The organism is Klebsiella sp. 141198, from assembly GCF_050600785.1.
GTDB lineage: Bacteria > Pseudomonadota > Gammaproteobacteria > Enterobacterales > Enterobacteriaceae > Klebsiella > Klebsiella aerogenes.
This window is the reverse complement of record NZ_JAQIRM010000006.1, coordinates 125,840-142,959: the sequence shown is the minus strand read 5'-3', so window position 1 is coordinate 142,959 and position 17,120 is coordinate 125,840. Positions and strand designations below refer to the sequence as shown.

19 protein-coding genes are annotated in these 17,120 nt (G+C 57.1%); 2 read left to right on the top strand and 17 right to left on the bottom strand.

Going from position 1 to position 17,120, the window contains the following annotated elements; genetic code table 11:
* The 14 genes from PGR10_RS20205 to PGR10_RS20140 all read right to left on the bottom strand — a co-directional run bounded on the left by PGR10_RS20205 (nt 1) and on the right by PGR10_RS20140 (nt 11,431).
* On the bottom strand, nt 1-585 hold the full coding sequence (locus tag PGR10_RS20205) for a DUF3261 domain-containing protein (RefSeq protein ID WP_271032820.1): 585 nt from the start codon (nt 583-585) through the stop codon (nt 1-3).
* On the bottom strand, nt 582-2,903 hold the full coding sequence (locus PGR10_RS20200; RefSeq protein ID WP_430924001.1) for an MMPL family transporter: 2,322 nt from the start codon (nt 2,901-2,903) through the stop codon (nt 582-584). The genes PGR10_RS20205 and PGR10_RS20200 overlap by 4 nt, the downstream gene beginning before the upstream one ends.
* Nucleotides 2,872-3,477, bottom strand: coding sequence for an outer membrane lipoprotein carrier protein LolA (locus PGR10_RS20195; RefSeq protein WP_430924000.1), 606 nt, complete (start codon nt 3,475-3,477; stop codon nt 2,872-2,874). Before PGR10_RS20195 ends, PGR10_RS20200 begins: the two co-directional genes overlap by 32 nt.
* Nucleotides 3,474-3,896: an acyl-CoA thioesterase gene (locus tag PGR10_RS20190; RefSeq protein WP_113373974.1), complete on the bottom strand. Its 423-nt coding sequence runs from the start codon at nt 3,894-3,896 to the stop codon at nt 3,474-3,476. The genes PGR10_RS20195 and PGR10_RS20190 overlap by 4 nt, the downstream gene beginning before the upstream one ends.
* A gap of 3 nt (nt 3,897-3,899) precedes the next feature.
* Entirely contained in the window at nt 3,900-5,591 is a 1,692-nt protein-coding gene (locus tag PGR10_RS20185; protein WP_113373973.1) for a glycosyltransferase family 2 protein, read from the bottom strand.
* Nucleotides 5,582-5,935 (bottom strand): hydroxymyristoyl-ACP dehydratase, encoded by a 354-nt coding sequence (locus PGR10_RS20180; protein WP_087859030.1) that lies wholly within the window; start codon nt 5,933-5,935, stop codon nt 5,582-5,584. Before PGR10_RS20180 ends, PGR10_RS20185 begins: the two co-directional genes overlap by 10 nt.
* Nucleotides 5,922-7,271, bottom strand: coding sequence for an acyl-CoA synthetase (locus PGR10_RS20175; RefSeq protein ID WP_113373972.1), 1,350 nt, complete (start codon nt 7,269-7,271; stop codon nt 5,922-5,924). Before PGR10_RS20175 ends, PGR10_RS20180 begins: the two co-directional genes overlap by 14 nt.
* A complete protein-coding gene (locus PGR10_RS20170) occupies nt 7,268-7,849 on the bottom strand; it encodes a hypothetical protein (protein WP_087859032.1) in 582 nt (193 codons plus the stop codon). Before PGR10_RS20170 ends, PGR10_RS20175 begins: the two co-directional genes overlap by 4 nt.
* Nucleotides 7,850-7,855: 6 nt before the next feature.
* On the bottom strand, nt 7,856-8,107 hold the full coding sequence (locus tag PGR10_RS20165) for an acyl carrier protein (protein ID WP_047047899.1): 252 nt from the start codon (nt 8,105-8,107) through the stop codon (nt 7,856-7,858).
* Between the two features lie 11 nt (nt 8,108-8,118).
* The gene (locus PGR10_RS20160) at nt 8,119-8,376 is read right to left on the bottom strand and encodes a phosphopantetheine-binding protein (RefSeq protein WP_045397051.1); all 258 of its coding nucleotides are present in this window, start codon (nt 8,374-8,376) and stop codon (nt 8,119-8,121) included.
* Entirely contained in the window at nt 8,357-9,172 is an 816-nt protein-coding gene (locus tag PGR10_RS20155) for a lysophospholipid acyltransferase family protein (RefSeq protein ID WP_213317322.1), read from the bottom strand. Before PGR10_RS20155 ends, PGR10_RS20160 begins: the two co-directional genes overlap by 20 nt.
* Nucleotides 9,169-9,891 carry a beta-ketoacyl synthase chain length factor gene (locus PGR10_RS20150; protein ID WP_430923999.1) on the bottom strand — a complete coding sequence of 241 codons (723 nt, stop codon included), beginning with the start codon at nt 9,889-9,891 and terminating at the stop codon, nt 9,169-9,171. The genes PGR10_RS20155 and PGR10_RS20150 overlap by 4 nt, the downstream gene beginning before the upstream one ends.
* Nucleotides 9,892-9,911: 20 nt before the next feature.
* Complete coding sequence (locus PGR10_RS20145) at nt 9,912-10,973, bottom strand: methyltransferase (protein WP_123273284.1); 1,062 nt, start codon at nt 10,971-10,973, stop codon at nt 9,912-9,914.
* Nucleotides 10,974-11,035: 62 nt separating this feature from the next.
* The gene (locus PGR10_RS20140) at nt 11,036-11,431 is read right to left on the bottom strand and encodes a hypothetical protein (protein ID WP_113373969.1); all 396 of its coding nucleotides are present in this window, start codon (nt 11,429-11,431) and stop codon (nt 11,036-11,038) included.
* Between the two features lie 381 nt (nt 11,432-11,812).
* Here PGR10_RS20140 and PGR10_RS20135 point away from each other — a divergent pair, with 381 nt between their 5' ends.
* Complete coding sequence (locus tag PGR10_RS20135) at nt 11,813-13,033, top strand: MFS transporter (protein ID WP_430923998.1); 1,221 nt, start codon at nt 11,813-11,815, stop codon at nt 13,031-13,033.
* A 2-nt stretch (nt 13,034-13,035) separates the two neighbouring features.
* Here the strand turns inward: PGR10_RS20135 and PGR10_RS20130 are convergent, their stop codons facing one another.
* Nucleotides 13,036-13,593: a DcrB family lipoprotein gene (locus PGR10_RS20130; RefSeq protein ID WP_045397026.1), complete on the bottom strand. Its 558-nt coding sequence runs from the start codon at nt 13,591-13,593 to the stop codon at nt 13,036-13,038.
* A 73-nt stretch (nt 13,594-13,666) separates the two neighbouring features.
* The gene (locus PGR10_RS20125; protein WP_213317318.1) at nt 13,667-14,332 is read right to left on the bottom strand and encodes a 7-cyano-7-deazaguanine/7-aminomethyl-7-deazaguanine transporter; all 666 of its coding nucleotides are present in this window, start codon (nt 14,330-14,332) and stop codon (nt 13,667-13,669) included.
* 207 nt (nt 14,333-14,539) lie between these two features.
* On the opposite strand from PGR10_RS20125, the gene tusA reads away from it, so the two are divergent.
* The gene (gene tusA, locus PGR10_RS20120) at nt 14,540-14,785 is read left to right on the top strand and encodes a sulfurtransferase TusA (protein ID WP_015703711.1); all 246 of its coding nucleotides are present in this window, start codon (nt 14,540-14,542) and stop codon (nt 14,783-14,785) included.
* A gap of 90 nt (nt 14,786-14,875) precedes the next feature.
* On the opposite strand, the gene zntA is transcribed toward tusA, so the two are convergent.
* A complete protein-coding gene (gene zntA, locus PGR10_RS20115; protein WP_430923997.1) occupies nt 14,876-17,083 on the bottom strand; it encodes a Zn(II)/Cd(II)/Pb(II) translocating P-type ATPase ZntA in 2,208 nt (735 codons plus the stop codon).
* Nucleotides 17,084-17,120 lie beyond the last annotated feature (37 nt).

Here is a 17,120-nt window from a genome sequence, read left to right as displayed (position 1 = left end):
TCAGTCACCCAGGTATTGAATGGTGATGTGGTATTTAAAGACGTGCTGTTCGATGCTTATCGGCACGCGCTTGCCTTTGCGGTTGATATAGGTGATTTCCGTGACCAGCTTCCCGCGCGCGTTACGCAGTTCGCGTTTGTCGCCGCGGTCGGTCAACGTCCACCCTTTTGGCAACTGCGGCATCCATGCGCTAACCGGCCAGTGGCTGAGCATCACGTCGGCCAGTACCTGGCTGGCTGGCGGCAGTTGCGGAACCACCATCGACTGTTCCGCGCGCAGCCCTCTTTCATCATAGGTCACCAGGAACAGACGGATACCGACGGACGACAGGCCCGCCAGCGTGAGCTTTTTATCATCGGCATTAAGCATGACCAGCAGCGACTGGGTTTGGCCGTTGAAGCTGCCGGTGAGTAACTGCTGCGAGTCTATGGCCGGCGAGATGCCAGGCGGCGGCAACGTGACGCGCGTACCCGGTTCCAGCCACGCCTGCGGACGGCCTTTCGGCTCCGGCTGCGAATGGCTGCAGCCGGCCAGTAATAAGGCGGCGAGTAGCGCGAAGGCGCGCCAGAATGATGGTCTTATCATCGTCTTTTTTTCTCTTTTTTGGTCGGCATCGCCAGCGGCGAAAGCAGGAAGGCGGTGAAAATGCCGCTTACCAGAACAATACCAAAACTACTAATGGCCTGAGTGGCGCTAAAGACCAGCATGCCAAGCGTCAATAAGGTGGTCATCATTGCCAGCGTGACCGCCAGCAGCGATGTCAGCGGCGTGCCGCGCGGGTTGCTGAAAAACAGCGTGTAGTTAATGCCGATGCCCAGTACCAGCACCAGCGCCAGCAAGGAGAACAGGTTAACCGGGTGGCCGCTAAGCGCCAGCGCCGCCAGCCCGCAGCCCAGCGACAATACGGACGGCACCAGGCTTATTAGCCCTTTGCGCCAGCCAAGGCGGATAACGGCGCCACAGGCAATCACCGCCAGCGCAACGCCCAGCAGCCCGGTTAAAATATGGCGGTAGAGCGCGAACAGCTGGTCGAAATCGCTTTTACGATCTACCCATGCTATACCACCAGGAAACAGCTCGCTCAGCATGCCCACCTCTGCGCTGTTTCTCACGCCTTCAACCGGTACCAGCACGCCGCTTTCGCCATCCGGCAGCGTCAGCCACAGCAGCCGCCAGCCTTCGCTGGCCGGGCTGGCAAGCCAGTCATCGACCGTTACCGGCATGGCGCTGAGCTCGGGATTTACTGCTGGCATTCCGGCGTTTTGTAACGCTTTTGCTACCGCAGGCGCTGCATTTTTCAGTAACGTTAAATCCTGCTGCTGGCGTTTGAGTGAATTCAGCGGAATAGCGCGATATCCGCTGATTAATCCATCGGTTTTTGCATGTTCCAGCTGTAAGGTAAACCTCTCCAGGATCTCCAGCGTTTGCTGGGCGGATTCGCCGTAAACCACAAACCACTTCTGGTCGACGCTTTGTCCGGTGAGCGCGGTAATCGCTTTTTCCTGAGCCAGGATATCCTGCGGCAGCGCCTGGAGCTGCGAAATATCATCATCCACCCGCAGCGTCGCGAGCCCCGCCAGCGACAACAGCGCCAGCGCAACGGGAAGGCCGATGGACAGCTTTTTATTGCGCCGCCAGGCGGCGAGCCAGCGCAACAGCGACACCATCGCCGGCACCGGGCGCACGGGGAGCCCCCGGCATAGCCATGGATGCCAGAAAATTACCGTCAGGCATGAGGCGCTCAGGCCGACCGCCGCGAATAGCGCCATCTGGCGAATCGCCGGAAAGGGAGCCAGCATCATAATCAGATAAGCCGCCACGGTGGTGAGCAGCGCCAGCAGCAGCGCATGACGCACTTTGGCGAGGCTTTGCCACGGGGTTAATTCCGCGCCATGCACCATCCGTTCGGTCAGATAATAGAGCGTATAGTCGGCGGAGATGCCGATGATGCTCATGCTCATCACCAGAGTCATCAGATGCAGTTCGCCAAATAGCAGCAGCGTGACGACGGTGCCCGCCAGCGCGCCGATCGCAATGGAGAGCAGGCACAGTAGCAGTGGGCGCAGGGAGCGGAATACCGCCACAATCAGTAGGATCACGCCAAGCAGGGTGGCTACCCCAAGGGTGGAGATATCCTGTTTGGCCTGCTGGCTGGCGTAATCGCTGTAGAACACGGTGCCGCGTGACAATAGCTGCGCCTGCGGATGCTGCGTTTTCCACTGCTTCTCCAGCTCGCCGAGCGTAGTGACCAGCCGGTGCGTCTGCTGCATATCGAATGAGGAACCCGCCAGTTCGCCATGCAACAGATACCAGAGGTTGCCCTGGGCGTCTTTGGTCACCAGCCAGCCATCCTGCAGCTGCATCCGCTGGCCGCCTTTCGCCATCGCCAGCTGCGAGCCGCGCATCAGCATCAGCGGATCGTTTTGCAGTTCTTTGCCGCTGACGCCGGAAAATGCCGAATAGAGCTGCGAGAGGATCCATTGCGCCTGCGCTTCGCCGCCGTTTTGCAGGCGCGCGCGGGTAGCGGGGTCAATTAAACCGTTACGATGTTGCCAGAAAAACGCGCCCCAGGCCTGCTGGCTCTCAGCATCCATTGGGCCTTTTACCTCGGCCAGCGCTTTCGATGTTTGCAGCAGCCGCAGCCAGTCGCGGGCCACCTGCGGATCGGCCTGTTTACCGGGGCTGACCAGCCACACCAGTTGGCGGTCAAGACGCTGCATAAAACCGTCGTTCAGGCCAGGTGGGATTGCGCCAAGCGTCTGCTTCGGCAGCATAGCCAGTACGCTGCTGTTAAGCCGGGCCTGCGGCAGCAGCGCCAGCAGCGCGCCCGCCAGGATCAGGCAGACGATAGCCCATAACAGCGCAGGGCGTTTACTGGGCGGCAAAGCGTTGGCGTTCATCATCGGTCAGTTGCGCTGGCGTCAGTTGATGTTGGGAAAGCGTAATATCGGTGCGATCGCCTTGTTTGTCGTTGAGCTGAATATGCTCCAGATAGGTTTTTCCGGTCAAATCGATGCGGGCAAAAATCTTATCCAGCGGCGTAGTGATGGGCGTCAGGCGCAGCGTCCACTGGCCTTCGCCTTTATCGGCAAATTCTACGCGGAAGTTCTCTTCCAGGACTTTACGATCCGCCTGGAACAGCGCGCGTAGCAAATGGTTGAACTGGAACATCTGCGGGTTGTTTTCAGCGGTGATGGTCTGCGGCGGCTGATCGTTAATTGCCTGCACCATCCGTTTGTCATCCAGCAACAGCTGCATTGGGAACGGCGAGGTTTGATCCCACAGTAAACCCTTATCGCGGGCGATCAACATCTGTCCCTGGGATCGCAGCGGCTGCGGCAGATCCTTAATCGTGCGAACTTGATCGAAGTGGGCGCGCACCACCGGCTGTTCGGTAAAACGTTGTTGCAGGGTATCAAGCGTCAGGGCGCTGACCAACGGGCTGATAAACAGCCCTAACAGCAGCAGTAATCTCATGGTGTGACCCCCATGCGTTCAAACAGGATATTCGGGCTGACGAAACACATCTCGCGGCTATTTTCGTCCACCGCGACCTGGATGGTGTAGCCGGTGGTGGTACGTTTGCCGCTATCGGCATCAAAAATTTCGTAGCCAATGCGTAGACGGTTCTCAAACTCTTCTATCCGCGCGCGGACGCGAATGCGCTGCTCGAAGGTGATAACGTCGCGGTATTTCACGCGGGTATCGACCACCGGCCACAAATAACCAGAATCTTTCATCTGCCGGTAGCCGTAGTTGAACTGGTTAAGCAGCGCCTCACGGGCAATTTCGAAGTAGCGGAAATAGTTGCCATGCCACACGACACCCATCATATCGATGTCATGAAACGGAATTGTCAGCTCTACTTCAGCAGTAAAACGGGGATCGTTAAGCACCCTTTACTCCTTGTCTTTGGGATCCGGCAGATGCCAGAAATCGAAAAAGTTGAACCAGTCGAGCGGCGACTGCAGCGCGTAGTGTTCCAGCCGTTCGGCGTAGCGGTCGATGATGTGTTGCAATGCCTGCTGGCGTTCGGCGCGCGGCAGCAGCAGCGGATCGGCGAACGGTTCGCAGTAAATGCGTAGTTTGCTCTGTTGGCGTAGGGCGAAAATCAAATTAACCGGGCAGCGCAAAATGGCTGCCAGGATAAACGGCCCTTGTGGAAAGGGGGCGGCTTGCCCCATAAAACGGCTCCAGCAGACGCGCCATTCACCGCCGCGCTGCGGGTTAACCGCAATACGGTCGCCGACAATAGCGATCCATTCGCCGCGATCCAGCTTTTCTTGCAGCAGCATGGCGGTTTCCGGGCCGATATCGGTCACCGGCATCAGGTTCAGCCCGGCCTGAGGCGCCATCTCCGCCATAATTTGTTTAAAACGTTGCGCGTTTTCGCTGAACACCAGGGCGTTGATGGTTTTGCTGCCCTGCAGTTGCGCCAGCGCGCGGCAGGCTTCGACATCGCCGAGATGCGAGGCCAGCAGTAGTTTTCCTCGCGGGTCGCTAATATTTAGCGTCTCCTCGGCGCCTGCGGCAAAGACCACGTCGCGACCAAACTGTAACTCGCCGCGCCAGCTGGCGATTTTATCCAGCATCGCCTCGCCAAAGCGCAGGAAGTGCCGGTAGCTGGTCAGGGTTGGCGGTATCGGCATCTGGCGCGCGGAGAGCTGTTCGCGCGCGCGGGTTATCCATTGTTGCGACGCGCGGCGCGCCGTCGCGGCCGTCAGCCAGTACACACCGACTACTGGATAAAGCAGCAACGAGAATGCCTTGCGCCCCAGCAGTCGCCACACCAGCAGCATCAGGCGCATTCCCCATAATCCTTTTACCTCCTGCTGGCGCGCCCAGTGCGGCGAGGCGCGGCGAAACAGCAGGGAGGGGATCCGCGGCAGCATGCCGAGGAACAGACGCGTGTGCATCAGCGAGATGCGGCAGTTATCTTTGAAGGCATCAAAATGCGACAAACCGTCCGGTGGATAGGTCACGCGGGTCGGAATAAAGTAGCTGGTGTTCCCCTGCCAGTAGAGGCGCACCATCACTTCGGTATCGAAATCCATGCGCTGGCCGAGCGTCACGCGCTGCGCCAGCCGCAGCGTTGGCATCACCGGATAGACGCGAAAGCCGCACATGCTGTCTTTCAACTGCAGTGATAGCGTTTCAATCCATACCCAGATGTGGGTTATCCAGCGCCCGTACAGGCGCGAACGCGGGATGGAGTCGTCGTAAATCGGCTGCCCGGAAATTAACGCTTCGGGATGGGCCTGCGCCAGCGCCAACAGTTGCGGAATATCTTCGATGGCGTGCTGACCATCGGCATCGACCTGCACCGCGTGGCTGAACCCAGCTTCCGCAGCGGCCTGTAGTCCATGGATCACCGCAGCGCCTTTGCCTGCGTTCCGAGGTAAGCGGATTAGGGTCAGATTGGCAGTTTCCGCCGCCAGCCGATCCAACTGCTGCCGCGTGCTGGTATCGCTGCCGTCGTCCACCACGATGCAAGGCAGGCCAAAGGGCTGCAGGCGCGCCAGCACTTGCGGCATCATTGCGCCGTGGTTATAGCAGGGAATCAGCACGCAGGGAGAGAAATCTAACGGCATAAGCGAATTTTCCCGCTGCTGGCGGTATGTCGCGCTTCGCCGTCGTGGCGCAGATAGCTAAACGTAAGAGTCTGGCGCGCTTCCTGCCAGTTGAGGGCGAGCGTAACGGTTGTGTCCGGCAATAGCGGCGACTGAAACTTCACGTTCTGAACGCTGTGAAAACGCCAGCCGGGGGCCAGAAGCGTGGTGGCGTAATGCATCGCCCAGTCCATCTGCGCGACGCCGGGTAGTAGCGGCTGCACGGCAAAATGGCCGCGAAACCAGAATAGCGCCGGATCGAGATATAGCACGATTTCAACCCGATCGGCTTGCGGCTGACGGCGCTCAATTTCATGGGGCTTCACGAAATAACTCCTGTAATTGCGCGTAGACACGCTTGTTCATGCTGTTAACGGGGAGCTCGTCAATCACCCGCCAGTAACGAGGGATAGCCACAGGCTCCAGCAAGGCGCGCAGCGCTTTACGCCACTGTAATTCCTGGCTTTTCCCCCAGCGGCGGCGGGTATCGTCGTCCAGCACTAACAACGCGCCAACGCTCTGGCGGCTGCCGCGGGTAATCGGCACGACGGCGGCCTCAAGAATGCCATCCAGCTCCAGTAATCGGTGTTCCACTTCGCTTAGTGAAATGCGCTTCTCTTCAATTTTAACCACCCGGTCGCGACGACCTGCCAGCTGGAATTGACCACTTTCATTGAATTGCAGAATGTCATCGACAACCAGGCCGTTATCGTCGGCGATTAGCGGCGAAAAAAGACGGAATGTGTCGCCATACGGCTGAAAACGGATGCCGGTGAACGGCTGCCATGGCGTGTCATCCTGCAGGCGCTGACGGCAGGCGATAACCCCGCTTTCCGTGCTGCCGTAGATTTCATCCGGCCAGACAGCAAGCCAGCTGGCGGTTTGCATCGCATCCTGCCAGAGCAGCTTGCCGCCGGCGGACAAAATCATCGTGACCGGTGGTGGGGGCAACTGGCGATCGAGACGTTTGAGGAAAGCCGGACTGCTGATAAACAAATAATGATGATCATGGCTTAATGCCGCCAACTGCTCGGCGTACTCAATCATCGCCGCGTGCAGCGGCAAACCCAGCGCCATTGGCAGGAACAGGCGGAACGTCAGGCCATATAAATGCTGTGGCGCGACCGATGCCACTACTCTGATATCTGCCAGGCGTCCGGCATAGTGCGCAGCTAATAACGCCGCTTCGCGGTCGAGACTATTAACGGGTTTAATAATCCGCTTCGGTTCGCCGGTCGAGCCGGAAGTGAACAGCTCAATGCCGGCATTATCGCCGATCGCCGGGAAGGCGTATTCGTGGGGGGCGGTCGTCATGGCGGAATGCACAACCTGTACCGGCCCGCGCCACGCCAGCGCCTTATCGCTCAATATGCCGTCGAAAAGCGCCCGCTGTTCGTTTAATAGCGACGCTCGGCTATGGCCAGGGAGCACAGGCGTTTTCCCCGCATGCAGCGTGGCCAACAGCGCAACCATAAACAGGTAGCTGTTGTCAAAACAGAGCGCCCAGCGCTCGCCTGGCTGCTGTTGCAAGCAGGAAAGCAAATGAGCGACATCGTAGCGCAGATGCGCCAGCGTCCAGCGGCGCTCTTCCTGCCACGCAATCAGAGTTTGCGGCGGGCGCGGGGCGCTGAGCCACTGGGCCAGCGTGAGGGGCTGCATCATGGTTTATCTCGTTTAATCACCCGCTGACGCACCAGCCACTCGCCGGCCATCAACATCCCTATTAGCAGATAGGAAATCATGCCGTTCCAGGCCGTCCACAGCGACATGTCGCCATGCAGCGCGGTAAATAGCGCAATACCGCCGTTGCCAACGAAAAAGGCGCACCAGATTTGGGTAACCCGGCGGGTGTAACGCACCGCACGTTCAGGAAGAGCCGGTTCCCGCAGCCGCGCCAGGCGCTCGACTATCGGCATGCTTGACCACAACGAGCCGCCAAACACTGCCAGCATCACAGTGTTCACTACCACCGGATAAAACAGCAGCAACTGATGGGTTTTTAGCAGATAGCTGGCAATGCACAGCGTCATGCCGGTTGCCGCTACGACCTGAGTGACCACGTTCAGCGGCCCCGCCTGTCGCCGGGTCTGGCGAAAGCGTAAAAACAGCAGTAGCGCCATTAACGGTAGTAACCATTGCAGACTGTTATGCGCCAGGCCAAACCAGACTAAAAACGGCCAGGCCAGCAGCATTACCCCTGTCATTAACGGAACGACCGGCAGCGAGCGGATGCCCGACACGGTGAATTACGCTTCTTTCAGTAAGTGTTCTACCGCATCGACGACATCCTGCACGGTGCGTACGGTTTTAAACTCTTCTGGCTTGATTTTCTTACCGATTTTCTTTTGCAGATGGACGATCATGTCGATGGCGTCGATGCTGTCCAGTTCGAGATCTTCGTACAGGCGGGCCTCAGGTTTAATATCCTGCGGATCGATTTCAAATACCTTCACCAGCAGCGAGGAGACTTCTTCGTAAATGGCTTGTTGTTCGGTCATGACGGTTCTCCTCAGGCACGCTGCGCTTGAATAAATGATGCCAGCGTGGCGACGGAGAAGAAGTGCTGGCGCATCTCTTCGCTTTCAGCCGACAGCACCACGCCATACTGATTTTTCACCGCCAGCCCCAGCTCCAGCGCATCGATGGAGTCCAGACCCAGGCCATCGCCAAACAGCGCGGCGTCGGTGTCGATATCATCTGCGGACAACTCGTCCAGGTTCAATGTACTGATTATCAGATTCTTAATTTCAAGATAAAGCGCTTGCATCATTAATTCCTGTTTCAGGTGTAGTGCCTGATTCTAATTTAAGCAAAATATGCCGGTTTAACTGCCGTGCGGCCAGCGCCGGTTCTTGTTTATTTGCCTCGTAAAACTGGTCTATCCGCAGCCGTTCTCCGACTTCGACGGTAAATAACGGCTTCGTTCGCGGCGCGTCGTACCACTTGCTCTGTTTACCCAGCATATGCTCGGTACAACGGATGATGACGACGCGCAAGTCGCTGCCGCAGCGCACGGCGATATTGGCCGCGCCGCGCTGCAGCTGCATTTTTTCCCCCGGCACCGTTCGGGTTCCTTCCGGGAAAATCAAAATAGTATCGCCCTGCTGTAAGCGCTGCCGGCTGGCCGGGAGCAGGGCATCGGCCCGATCGTTAATTAAATAATCCGCCGCGCGGATCACGCCGCTGACAAATGGGTTTTTCAGCAACGCGCTTTTCACCAGACAGTCGGTCTCCGGCATCACCGAGGCCAGCATCACGTAGTCGATAAGGCTGGGATGATTAGCGACCACCAGGCAACCGCGCTCCTGATGTAAAATATCGCGTCCTTTGATCTGGTAATCGAGTACGCCGACGCCTTTTACCACGCCGAGAAAACAGCGGAAACTGAGCGAAATACTGCGCCGTGCTATACGGCGGCGTCGGGCCTTATCGCGCACCAGGACCAGCAATAGATTGAACCAGACGACAGAGAGCAGCAGCCCGCCAAGGCCAAACAGCGCGAAACAAACACCGGTCATTGCCGCGCGCCAGAGCCGATTGAGCCGACACAGAAGCGCGTTCATGAACGGCTCCATTGCCATTGCACGCGTTCTCCTGGTAGCGTGAATGCGCGCGCATTTTGCAAATAATACTGTAAAAACAACAGGCTTTGCGGCAGCGCAGTCTCTTCGACTGCATCATGGCGTTGTGCTTTACACTGCCATTCGCTTCCCGCTTCAATGACCCACGCCACCGCGTAGGGCCAGGTTGGCATCGTTGGTGGTAGCTGCGAGTGATAAAACTCCGGCAGAAAACCATCGAAATCAACCATCAAGATGCGCTGATAGCCCGCCTGTAGTAGAGCCATCGCTTCATATAAACCCTGCTGGAAAGTATCGCGACCGGCAGAAAGGGATGACGACGCAATGGTTTTTTTCGCCGCAATCGTCAAATTACCGACGGCGGAATTATGTACCGACAAGGCGAAATCGGTAGGCGAGACCGCCTGCTCCATCGCCAGGGCGTGGAGGATCCGATAGTTACGCTCTAGTTCACCGTGACGGCTGGTATAGAGCACAGCATCGATCGCATGGCGGCGCAGCATCGCCAGCCCACACTCCACGGCTAGCCTGCTGCCGGAGCTAAGTCGGCGGGCGGTCATCATCGGTAATTCGCTAAGTTTGGCCGGCGCTGCGGCTGGATCGATGGCGTGCAAATGCTGTGACCACCGTTGCCACTGCTCGGTGCCACTGACTCCAGGCGCGAAGGCCTGCCAATCAACTATGTTAAATGAAAATGTCATCTACACGCGTCCGCGAAAAATCAATTATTTTTCTGACATATCAACAAGGTATGTCCAACGCCCAAATTATCGTGACGTTGTTCTACCCGGAAACCCGCCATTTCCAGATAGCGATAAAACTTCTCTACGCTGTAGAAACGACTGTTGCCGTTGGCCATACAGGTAAAGTAGAGCGAAGACGCATTCAGACTAAATGATGCTGCTTCAAACTTTTGCGCATCCCAGAACAGCTCCAGAATACACAGGCGCGCGCCGGGTTTCATGACCTGCGCGACGTTACTGAGTAGCGTGATAATTTGTTCCGGGGAAAAGCAGTCAAGGAACTGGCTCATCCACCAGATATCCGCCTCTCCTGGTAAGGGGGCGTCACTCAGCATATCCACAGCATGACAGTCAATGCGATGGGTAAGGCCCGCATTTTCTATATTTTCGCGGGCCAGCGCAATTTGTTGTGGCAAATCTAATAACGTAATCGCGATATTTTCATCATACTGGCAGCAGCGTAGCGCCCACTTACCGGTATTTCCGCCGACATCGTACAGGGTTGCGGGCCGGCTGGCGAATACATGTGGCAGCGCGGCGCTAAAGGCACCGTCGGAATAGTAATGATCGAAAGCAAACCAGCTTTTACGTGCCGCTTGCGGAAGTTGCGATAATGCCGGGTAAATCGTTGGCCACTCACCAAAAACTTTTAAACCAGATGGTTTACCTTCCTGTAACGCATTTTCCAGAAAGAATAATCCCTGATAACAAACGTCCTGAGTAAAATCCATATTTACACGGGTCATCGTATCATGGAGTAAGAAATGTCCCACTTTAGCGAGGTAATAGCGTTCTTCTTTATAGGTAACAATACGCCCGCTTAATCCCATATCCAGCAAAACGCCTACAGCATATTCATTTCCCTCACAATTTTCGCTAATTGCTTCAAGGGTCGCGCCGCGTTTACCTTGCCGATCGAGATAATCCAGGATGCCTGAGTTACGCAGACATAACGCGGTTTGAAAGAGCATAGGGGCGAAAGCGATGCGTTGCGCTTCCGTGATAGCATCCAGTGCGCTAAGAGAGTCCTGTTGGTACACGTTCGGCACAACCTTTTTCAATCAATGAGAGGGGAACGGGCCAATACTGGCCCGTTGAGGAGTTACTTCTGCAACGCCGTATTAGCGGCGAGGGTAACCTGAATATCTTTATCGAGATTGTGCACCCAGCGATTATAGTTTCTATGAATCTTTCCGCCGGAAGCCATTAGATTAAGGCTGCTCACGTAATTAATAGAATAGCTTGTTGCTGAGTAGTTAATTTTAATATCCGCGGAGTGGGCTCGGTTTTGCAAATGCCCTTTGATAACGCCAGGACCTGCATCGGACATAATCCATTCACGTTGAATACCCGCCTGGAGAATAGCATTCTTGACCTGAGCTTCGGTATGACCCGCGCTAACCGTAGTCTGGACCTGTTCAATCGGCGCAGTGCGCGCGCAACCCGCCAGCGCGCCGACAACCGTGGCGGCAACAATCCAATGAATAACCTTTTTCATGAATACTCCCTATCGATATATTTGTTGAGAAAATACTTAGGTCAATGTCAAAAATAATAATATCGTCGTGATGTCGTGTTTTTATTCAGGTTGTTTATTTAATTTGTTTTACTTTAAAAATGTGACAAATAAATATCCTAATGTTATAGGAATGCTGATTTTCGGATAAAGCGACGGCGCAGGTACGCTGCGGGGTGAAGTATAAGTAAATTAACTCCGCTTAATCAATGAATATAATCGGTAAGTTATGTCTTAATTTTACGCATTTTAAATCGCCAATCGCCGTTGATTTATTGCCAGGGTAATATTGCGGCTAAGGGCTGCTTTTCTGTACACGTCGTGGTAATAGTGAAGCGTGTCGTATCAATTTGGTGGAACCTAATGCCTGAACCCGTCGCCGAACCGGCGCTCAGTGGACTGCGCCTCAATCTGCGGATTGTCTCCGTCGTAATTTTTAACTTTGCCAGCTATCTCACTATCGGCCTGCCGTTGGCGGTTCTGCCAGGCTACGTTCACGATGTGATGGGGTTTAGCGCCTTCTGGGCCGGGCTGGTGATTAGTCTGCAGTATTTCGCCACGCTGTTGAGCCGACCGCACGCCGGGCGCTACGCCGATCTGCTTGGACCGAAAAAGATTGTCGTTTTCGGCCTTTGCGGCTGTTTCCTGAGTGGTTTGAGCTATCTGCTGGCGGCCTGGAGTAGCGGCTGGCCGTTGCTGAGTCTGCTGCTGTTATGTCTGGGACGAGCGATCCTCGGCATTGGCCAGAGCTTCGCCGGCACGGGCTCGACGCTATGGGGTGTAGGCGTTGTCGGCTCGCTGCATATCGGGCGGGTGATTTCGTGGAACGGCATTGTGACCTACGGCGCGATGGCGATGGGCGCGCCGCTGGGCGTGCTGTGCTATTCATATATTGGCCTCAGCGGCCTGGCGATGGTCATTATGGCGGTTGCTCTGGTGGCTATCATTTGCGCGCTACCGCGAACGGCGGTGAAGGCAACGAAAGGGAAAGCGATGTCATTTCGCGCGGTGCTGGGCCGGGTTTGGCCTTACGGCATGGCGCTGGCGTTGGCTTCTGCCGGCTTTGGGGTTATCGCGACCTTTATTACCCTGTTTTATGACGCAAAAGGCTGGGACGGCGCGGCCTTTGCGTTAACGCTGTTCAGCTGCGCGTTTGTCGGCACGCGGCTGCTTTTTCCCAACGGTATTAACCGCCTCGGCGGCCTGAACGTGGCAATGCTCTGTTTTAGCGTGGAGGTTATTGGCCTGCTGCTGGTGGGCTTTGCACTGACGCCGCTGATGGCGAAGGTCGGGACTTTCCTCACCGGCGCGGGGTTCTCGCTGGTTTTCCCTGCGCTCGGCGTAGTCGCAGTAAACGCAGTACCGCAGCACAATCAGGGCTCGGCGCTGGCGACCTATACCGTATTTATGGATTTGTCGTTGGGAGTGACCGGGCCGTTGGCCGGTCTTTTGATGGCGTGGACCGGGATACCAACGATTTATTTGGCGGCGGCAGGGCTGGTGATGGCGGCGCTACTGCTGGGCTGGCGGTTAAAAAAACGGCCCCCGGTGGTTGAACCGGAGGCCGCTGCATCAGGGCAATAAAATTAGTTAATGACCAGCGTGTTGACGATGCTTTCTGCTTCGGTCTGCGCCTGTTGCTGGTTGTCCGCTGGCAGAGTGACCTGCAGGGTCAGCAGTTTGTCATCGACTTTACCGAGCAGCACGGAGGACCATGCGGTCTGCCCTTTGGCGGAAATAATGCTGTCCAGTTGCTGTAAGGTGTGGCCTTTGATCTCAATCGATTTGTTAGACACGACCTGCAGCTGCGGGTCGCGGCTGCGCTGCTGATCTTCCAGACGTTTGGACAGCACCGCCAGATCTTCATTAGTGCTGTCGCCGACGATCACAATCACCGCTTTCTGTCCGGTGGCGTCGGAATAGACGTGCATATTGTTGGCCTGGGTGCCGAGCTTACCGCTCTGGTCGGCCATACCTGCCGGCAGAGTGAAGCTCAGTTTACCATCCAGCAGGCTAATCGCCTGGCCGCTGGTGTTGCTCTCTGCTGCTGCCCCGACGGTCGGCGCTTTTGAATCGCTGTTATCACAGGCCGCAAGCCCCATAACCAGCAGGCCAATACCGACATATTTAACCAAATTGCGCATTGACATCTTCCTTTCGATAAACGGCCATTAACGGCTCATCCGGTTATCTTATCACAACCGTTAGCGAGTACCTTTAACCTGGCTGCAATGCCGACAAATCAGATTTATCCGCCAGTCTTTTCAACAGCATATTCAACAGCACGCCGTACATCGGCAAGAAGAAGACGATGCTGATAAGTACTTTGAAGCAGTAGTCGACGATGGCGATTTCCCCCCAGTGGGCGGCCATAAACGGATCCGGGCTGCGCCAGAAGGCGATGAAGAAGAAGGCCAGGGTATCGCTGACGTTACCGAACAGGGTCGACGCCGTCGGCGCCAGCCACCAGCGACGATTCTGACGCAGGCGGTTGAAGACGTGGACGTCGAGAATTTGCCCCAGCGCATAGGCCATAAAACTGGCGGCGGCGATACGGGCGACGAACAGATTAAAGGTGCCCAGCGCGGCAAAGCCCTGCCACTCGCCCATATAAAACAGCGCCGAAATGCCATAGGAAATAATCAGCGCCGGGATCATCACCGCGAAGATGATGCGTCGCGCCAGCGGGGCGCCAAAAATGCGCACCGTCAGATCGGTGGCGAGAAAAATAAAGGGAAAACTGAACGCGCCCCAGGTGGTATGGAAACCAAAAATGGAGATCGGCAGCTGGACCAGATAGTTGCTGGAGGTGATCACCAGCAGATGAAATAGCGAAAGCCAGACGAGCGCTTTCTTACGCTGTACGGTAGTAAAGGGATTCATATTGTGACCTTTTTATGCCCGTCATGCTTCATATCAATGCAGGAATCGGGAGCGGAACGTTGGGGTGAGGGAACCCAATTAAAAACGGCTGCATGATACTGCGTTGAGAGCGTAATGCAATGGTTGTTTTTCGCGCAAACGTTAACCTGGCTTGCGTACTGGCGAAGTGGGGGTAAACTAGGGCCGTTTTGTTGAAGTGAGATAAAAATGAGCGAACTTTTCTCCAGTCCTGACCATACGCTGGACGCCCTTGGGCTCCGCTGTCCGGAGCCGGTGATGATGGTGCGTAAAACCGTGCGTACCATGCCGGTGGGCGAGACCCTGCTGATCATTGCCGACGACCCGGCGACTACCCGCGATATTCCCGGTTTTTGCCTCTTTATGGAGCATGAACTGGTGGCGCAGGAAACCGAAGCCCTGCCGTACCGCTATTTAATCCGCAAAAGCCACTGAACCCATCCCGGATAGCGGCGCGTTGCGCCTTATCCGGGCTACCCAACGATCTGGAACCGTGCTGCGCAAGCAGGGAATATCGCTTCAACATTACTTTTTACGCAATAACCGCAGAGCGTTAGCCGTTACCAGCACCGTCGCGCCGGTATCCGCCAGCACCGCCAGCCACAACCCGGTCAGGCCGAGAAGGGTCGTGACGAGGAAAATCCCCTTTAACCCTAAAGCGATGGCGATATTCTGGCGAATATTGGCATGGGTGGCGCGCGCGAGCGAAATCATCTGCGCCAGGCCGGTGAGGCGATTATGAGTCAGCGCCGCGTCGGCGGTCTCCAGCGCTACATCGGTGCCGCTGCCCATCGCAATACCGATGGTCGCCGCTTTCATCGCCGGGGCATCGTTGATACCGTCGCCGACCATTGCCAGCGGCGCGTTGGCGTTAAGCGCCATCACCGCGTTCACTTTGTCCGCCGGCAGCAATCCGGCGCGGAACTGCAGACCCAGTTCATTGGCGATAGCCGCCGCAGCGCGCGGGTTATCCCCGGTGAGGATCACCCCTTGTACGCCCAATTGATGCAGCTCTTCCACCGCCTGACGCGCATCGTCGCGCAGGGTATCGCGCAGCGCCAGAATGCCGAACAAGGTATCATCGCGCATCACCAGCACCACCGTCTGTCCGGCGCTCTCCAGTTGCTGGATCTGCGCCTCATGTTCAGCAGGTGCAGCCTTACTGGCCGCGCAGATTAAGATGCGGCTGCCGTTGACCTCGGCTTCTATCCCGGAACCGGCCAGCGCCCGCTGGTTGCGCGCAGCGGGAAGAGTCAGCTTACGCTGCTGCGCTTCGCGTACGATAGCCTGCGCCAGCGGATGACTGGAGCCTTGTTCAACCGCTGCCGCCAGCGCCAGCAGGCCGTTTTCATCAACGTCGGCGGCGGCGATAACGCGGGTGACCTGCGGTTGGCCGATGGTCAGAGTACCGGTTTTATCGAACGCCACCTGGCGCACCTGGCCCAATTGTTCCAGCGCCGCACCGCCTTTAATCAGCGCCCCGCGCCGTGCGGCGATCGCCAGACCGGAAGTAATCGCCGCCGGGGTGGAGATGACCAATGCGCAAGGGCAGCCGATTAACAGCAGCGTTAAGCCTTTATAGATCCACGGCAGCCAGGCGCTGGCGAAGAACAGCGGCGGTACGATGGCAACCAGCAGGGCGACCACCATAATGGCCGGGGTGTAGATCCGGCTGAAGCGATCGATGAAGCGTTCAATCGGCGCCCGGCGCTCCTCGGCTTCTTCAATCAGTTTGAGGATCCGGTCAATGGCGCTATCTCCCGGTTCGGAGATAACGCTCAATTGCACCAGGCGATCGACGCTGGTGGCGCCAGCGGCTACGCGCTCGCCGGCTTTACGTTCCACCGGTACCGATTCGCCGGTCAGCGCGCTTTCGTCAAAGCTGGCAAACGGCGATAGCAGCTCGCCATCGGCCGGCAGACGCCCGCCGGCGGCGACCTCAATCACGTCGCCAGGACGTAGGTCGCGTTGGGAGACGGTCTCACGCTCGCCGTTGCGCAGGCGAACGGCGGTATCAGGTTTGAGCGCCATCAGGGCGCTCACGCCCTGACGCGCGCGGCTGGCGGCCCAGCCTTCAAGTCGTTCGCCGATCAGGAACAGCAGCAGCACCATCGCCGCTTCGGCGGTGGCCCCGATAAACAGCGCGCCAATGGCGGCGACGCTCATCAGCGTTTCGATGGCAAACCAGCTGCCGCTTTTAATTAACCGCAGCGCCTGACGGGCAACCGGCCACAGGCCGACGAGGGTCGTGGCGACAAACGCCAGTTTGCCGAACGGGTGGTTAAACTGCTCCAGCCCCCAGCTGAGCGCCATCATCACTACCAGACTCAATAACGCCAGGTTTTCCTGCAGCCATGAACCTTGCGGTTTCTCTTCCTGCGGCGCGTCAGCATCGCGCAGGGTATAACCCGCGGCGCGTACCGCGTTTTCAACCTGCGAACGGATATCGCTGTCGGCATTGACCAGCAGTTTCTCGGTGGCGAATAGCACCTGTACCTGGCTGACGCCGTCGATTTGGCGCACGGCGGTCTCCACCTTACGGGCGCAGGCCGCGCAGTCCATCCCTTCCACCTGCCAGCTATAGCGGGCGCCGTTGAGCGGCTGCTCAGCGGAGGCGGTTTCTCCGGCGCAGTTATGATCGGTACAGCAGCTTTCCGCGGGCGCTGTCGCCGGGGTAAATTTGAATGACGAGAACTGGGGGACTTTTTTGTCCTGAGATTCTGGTGTCGACATGGCACCCTCCGGGTAATGATAATTTTCTCATTACCCG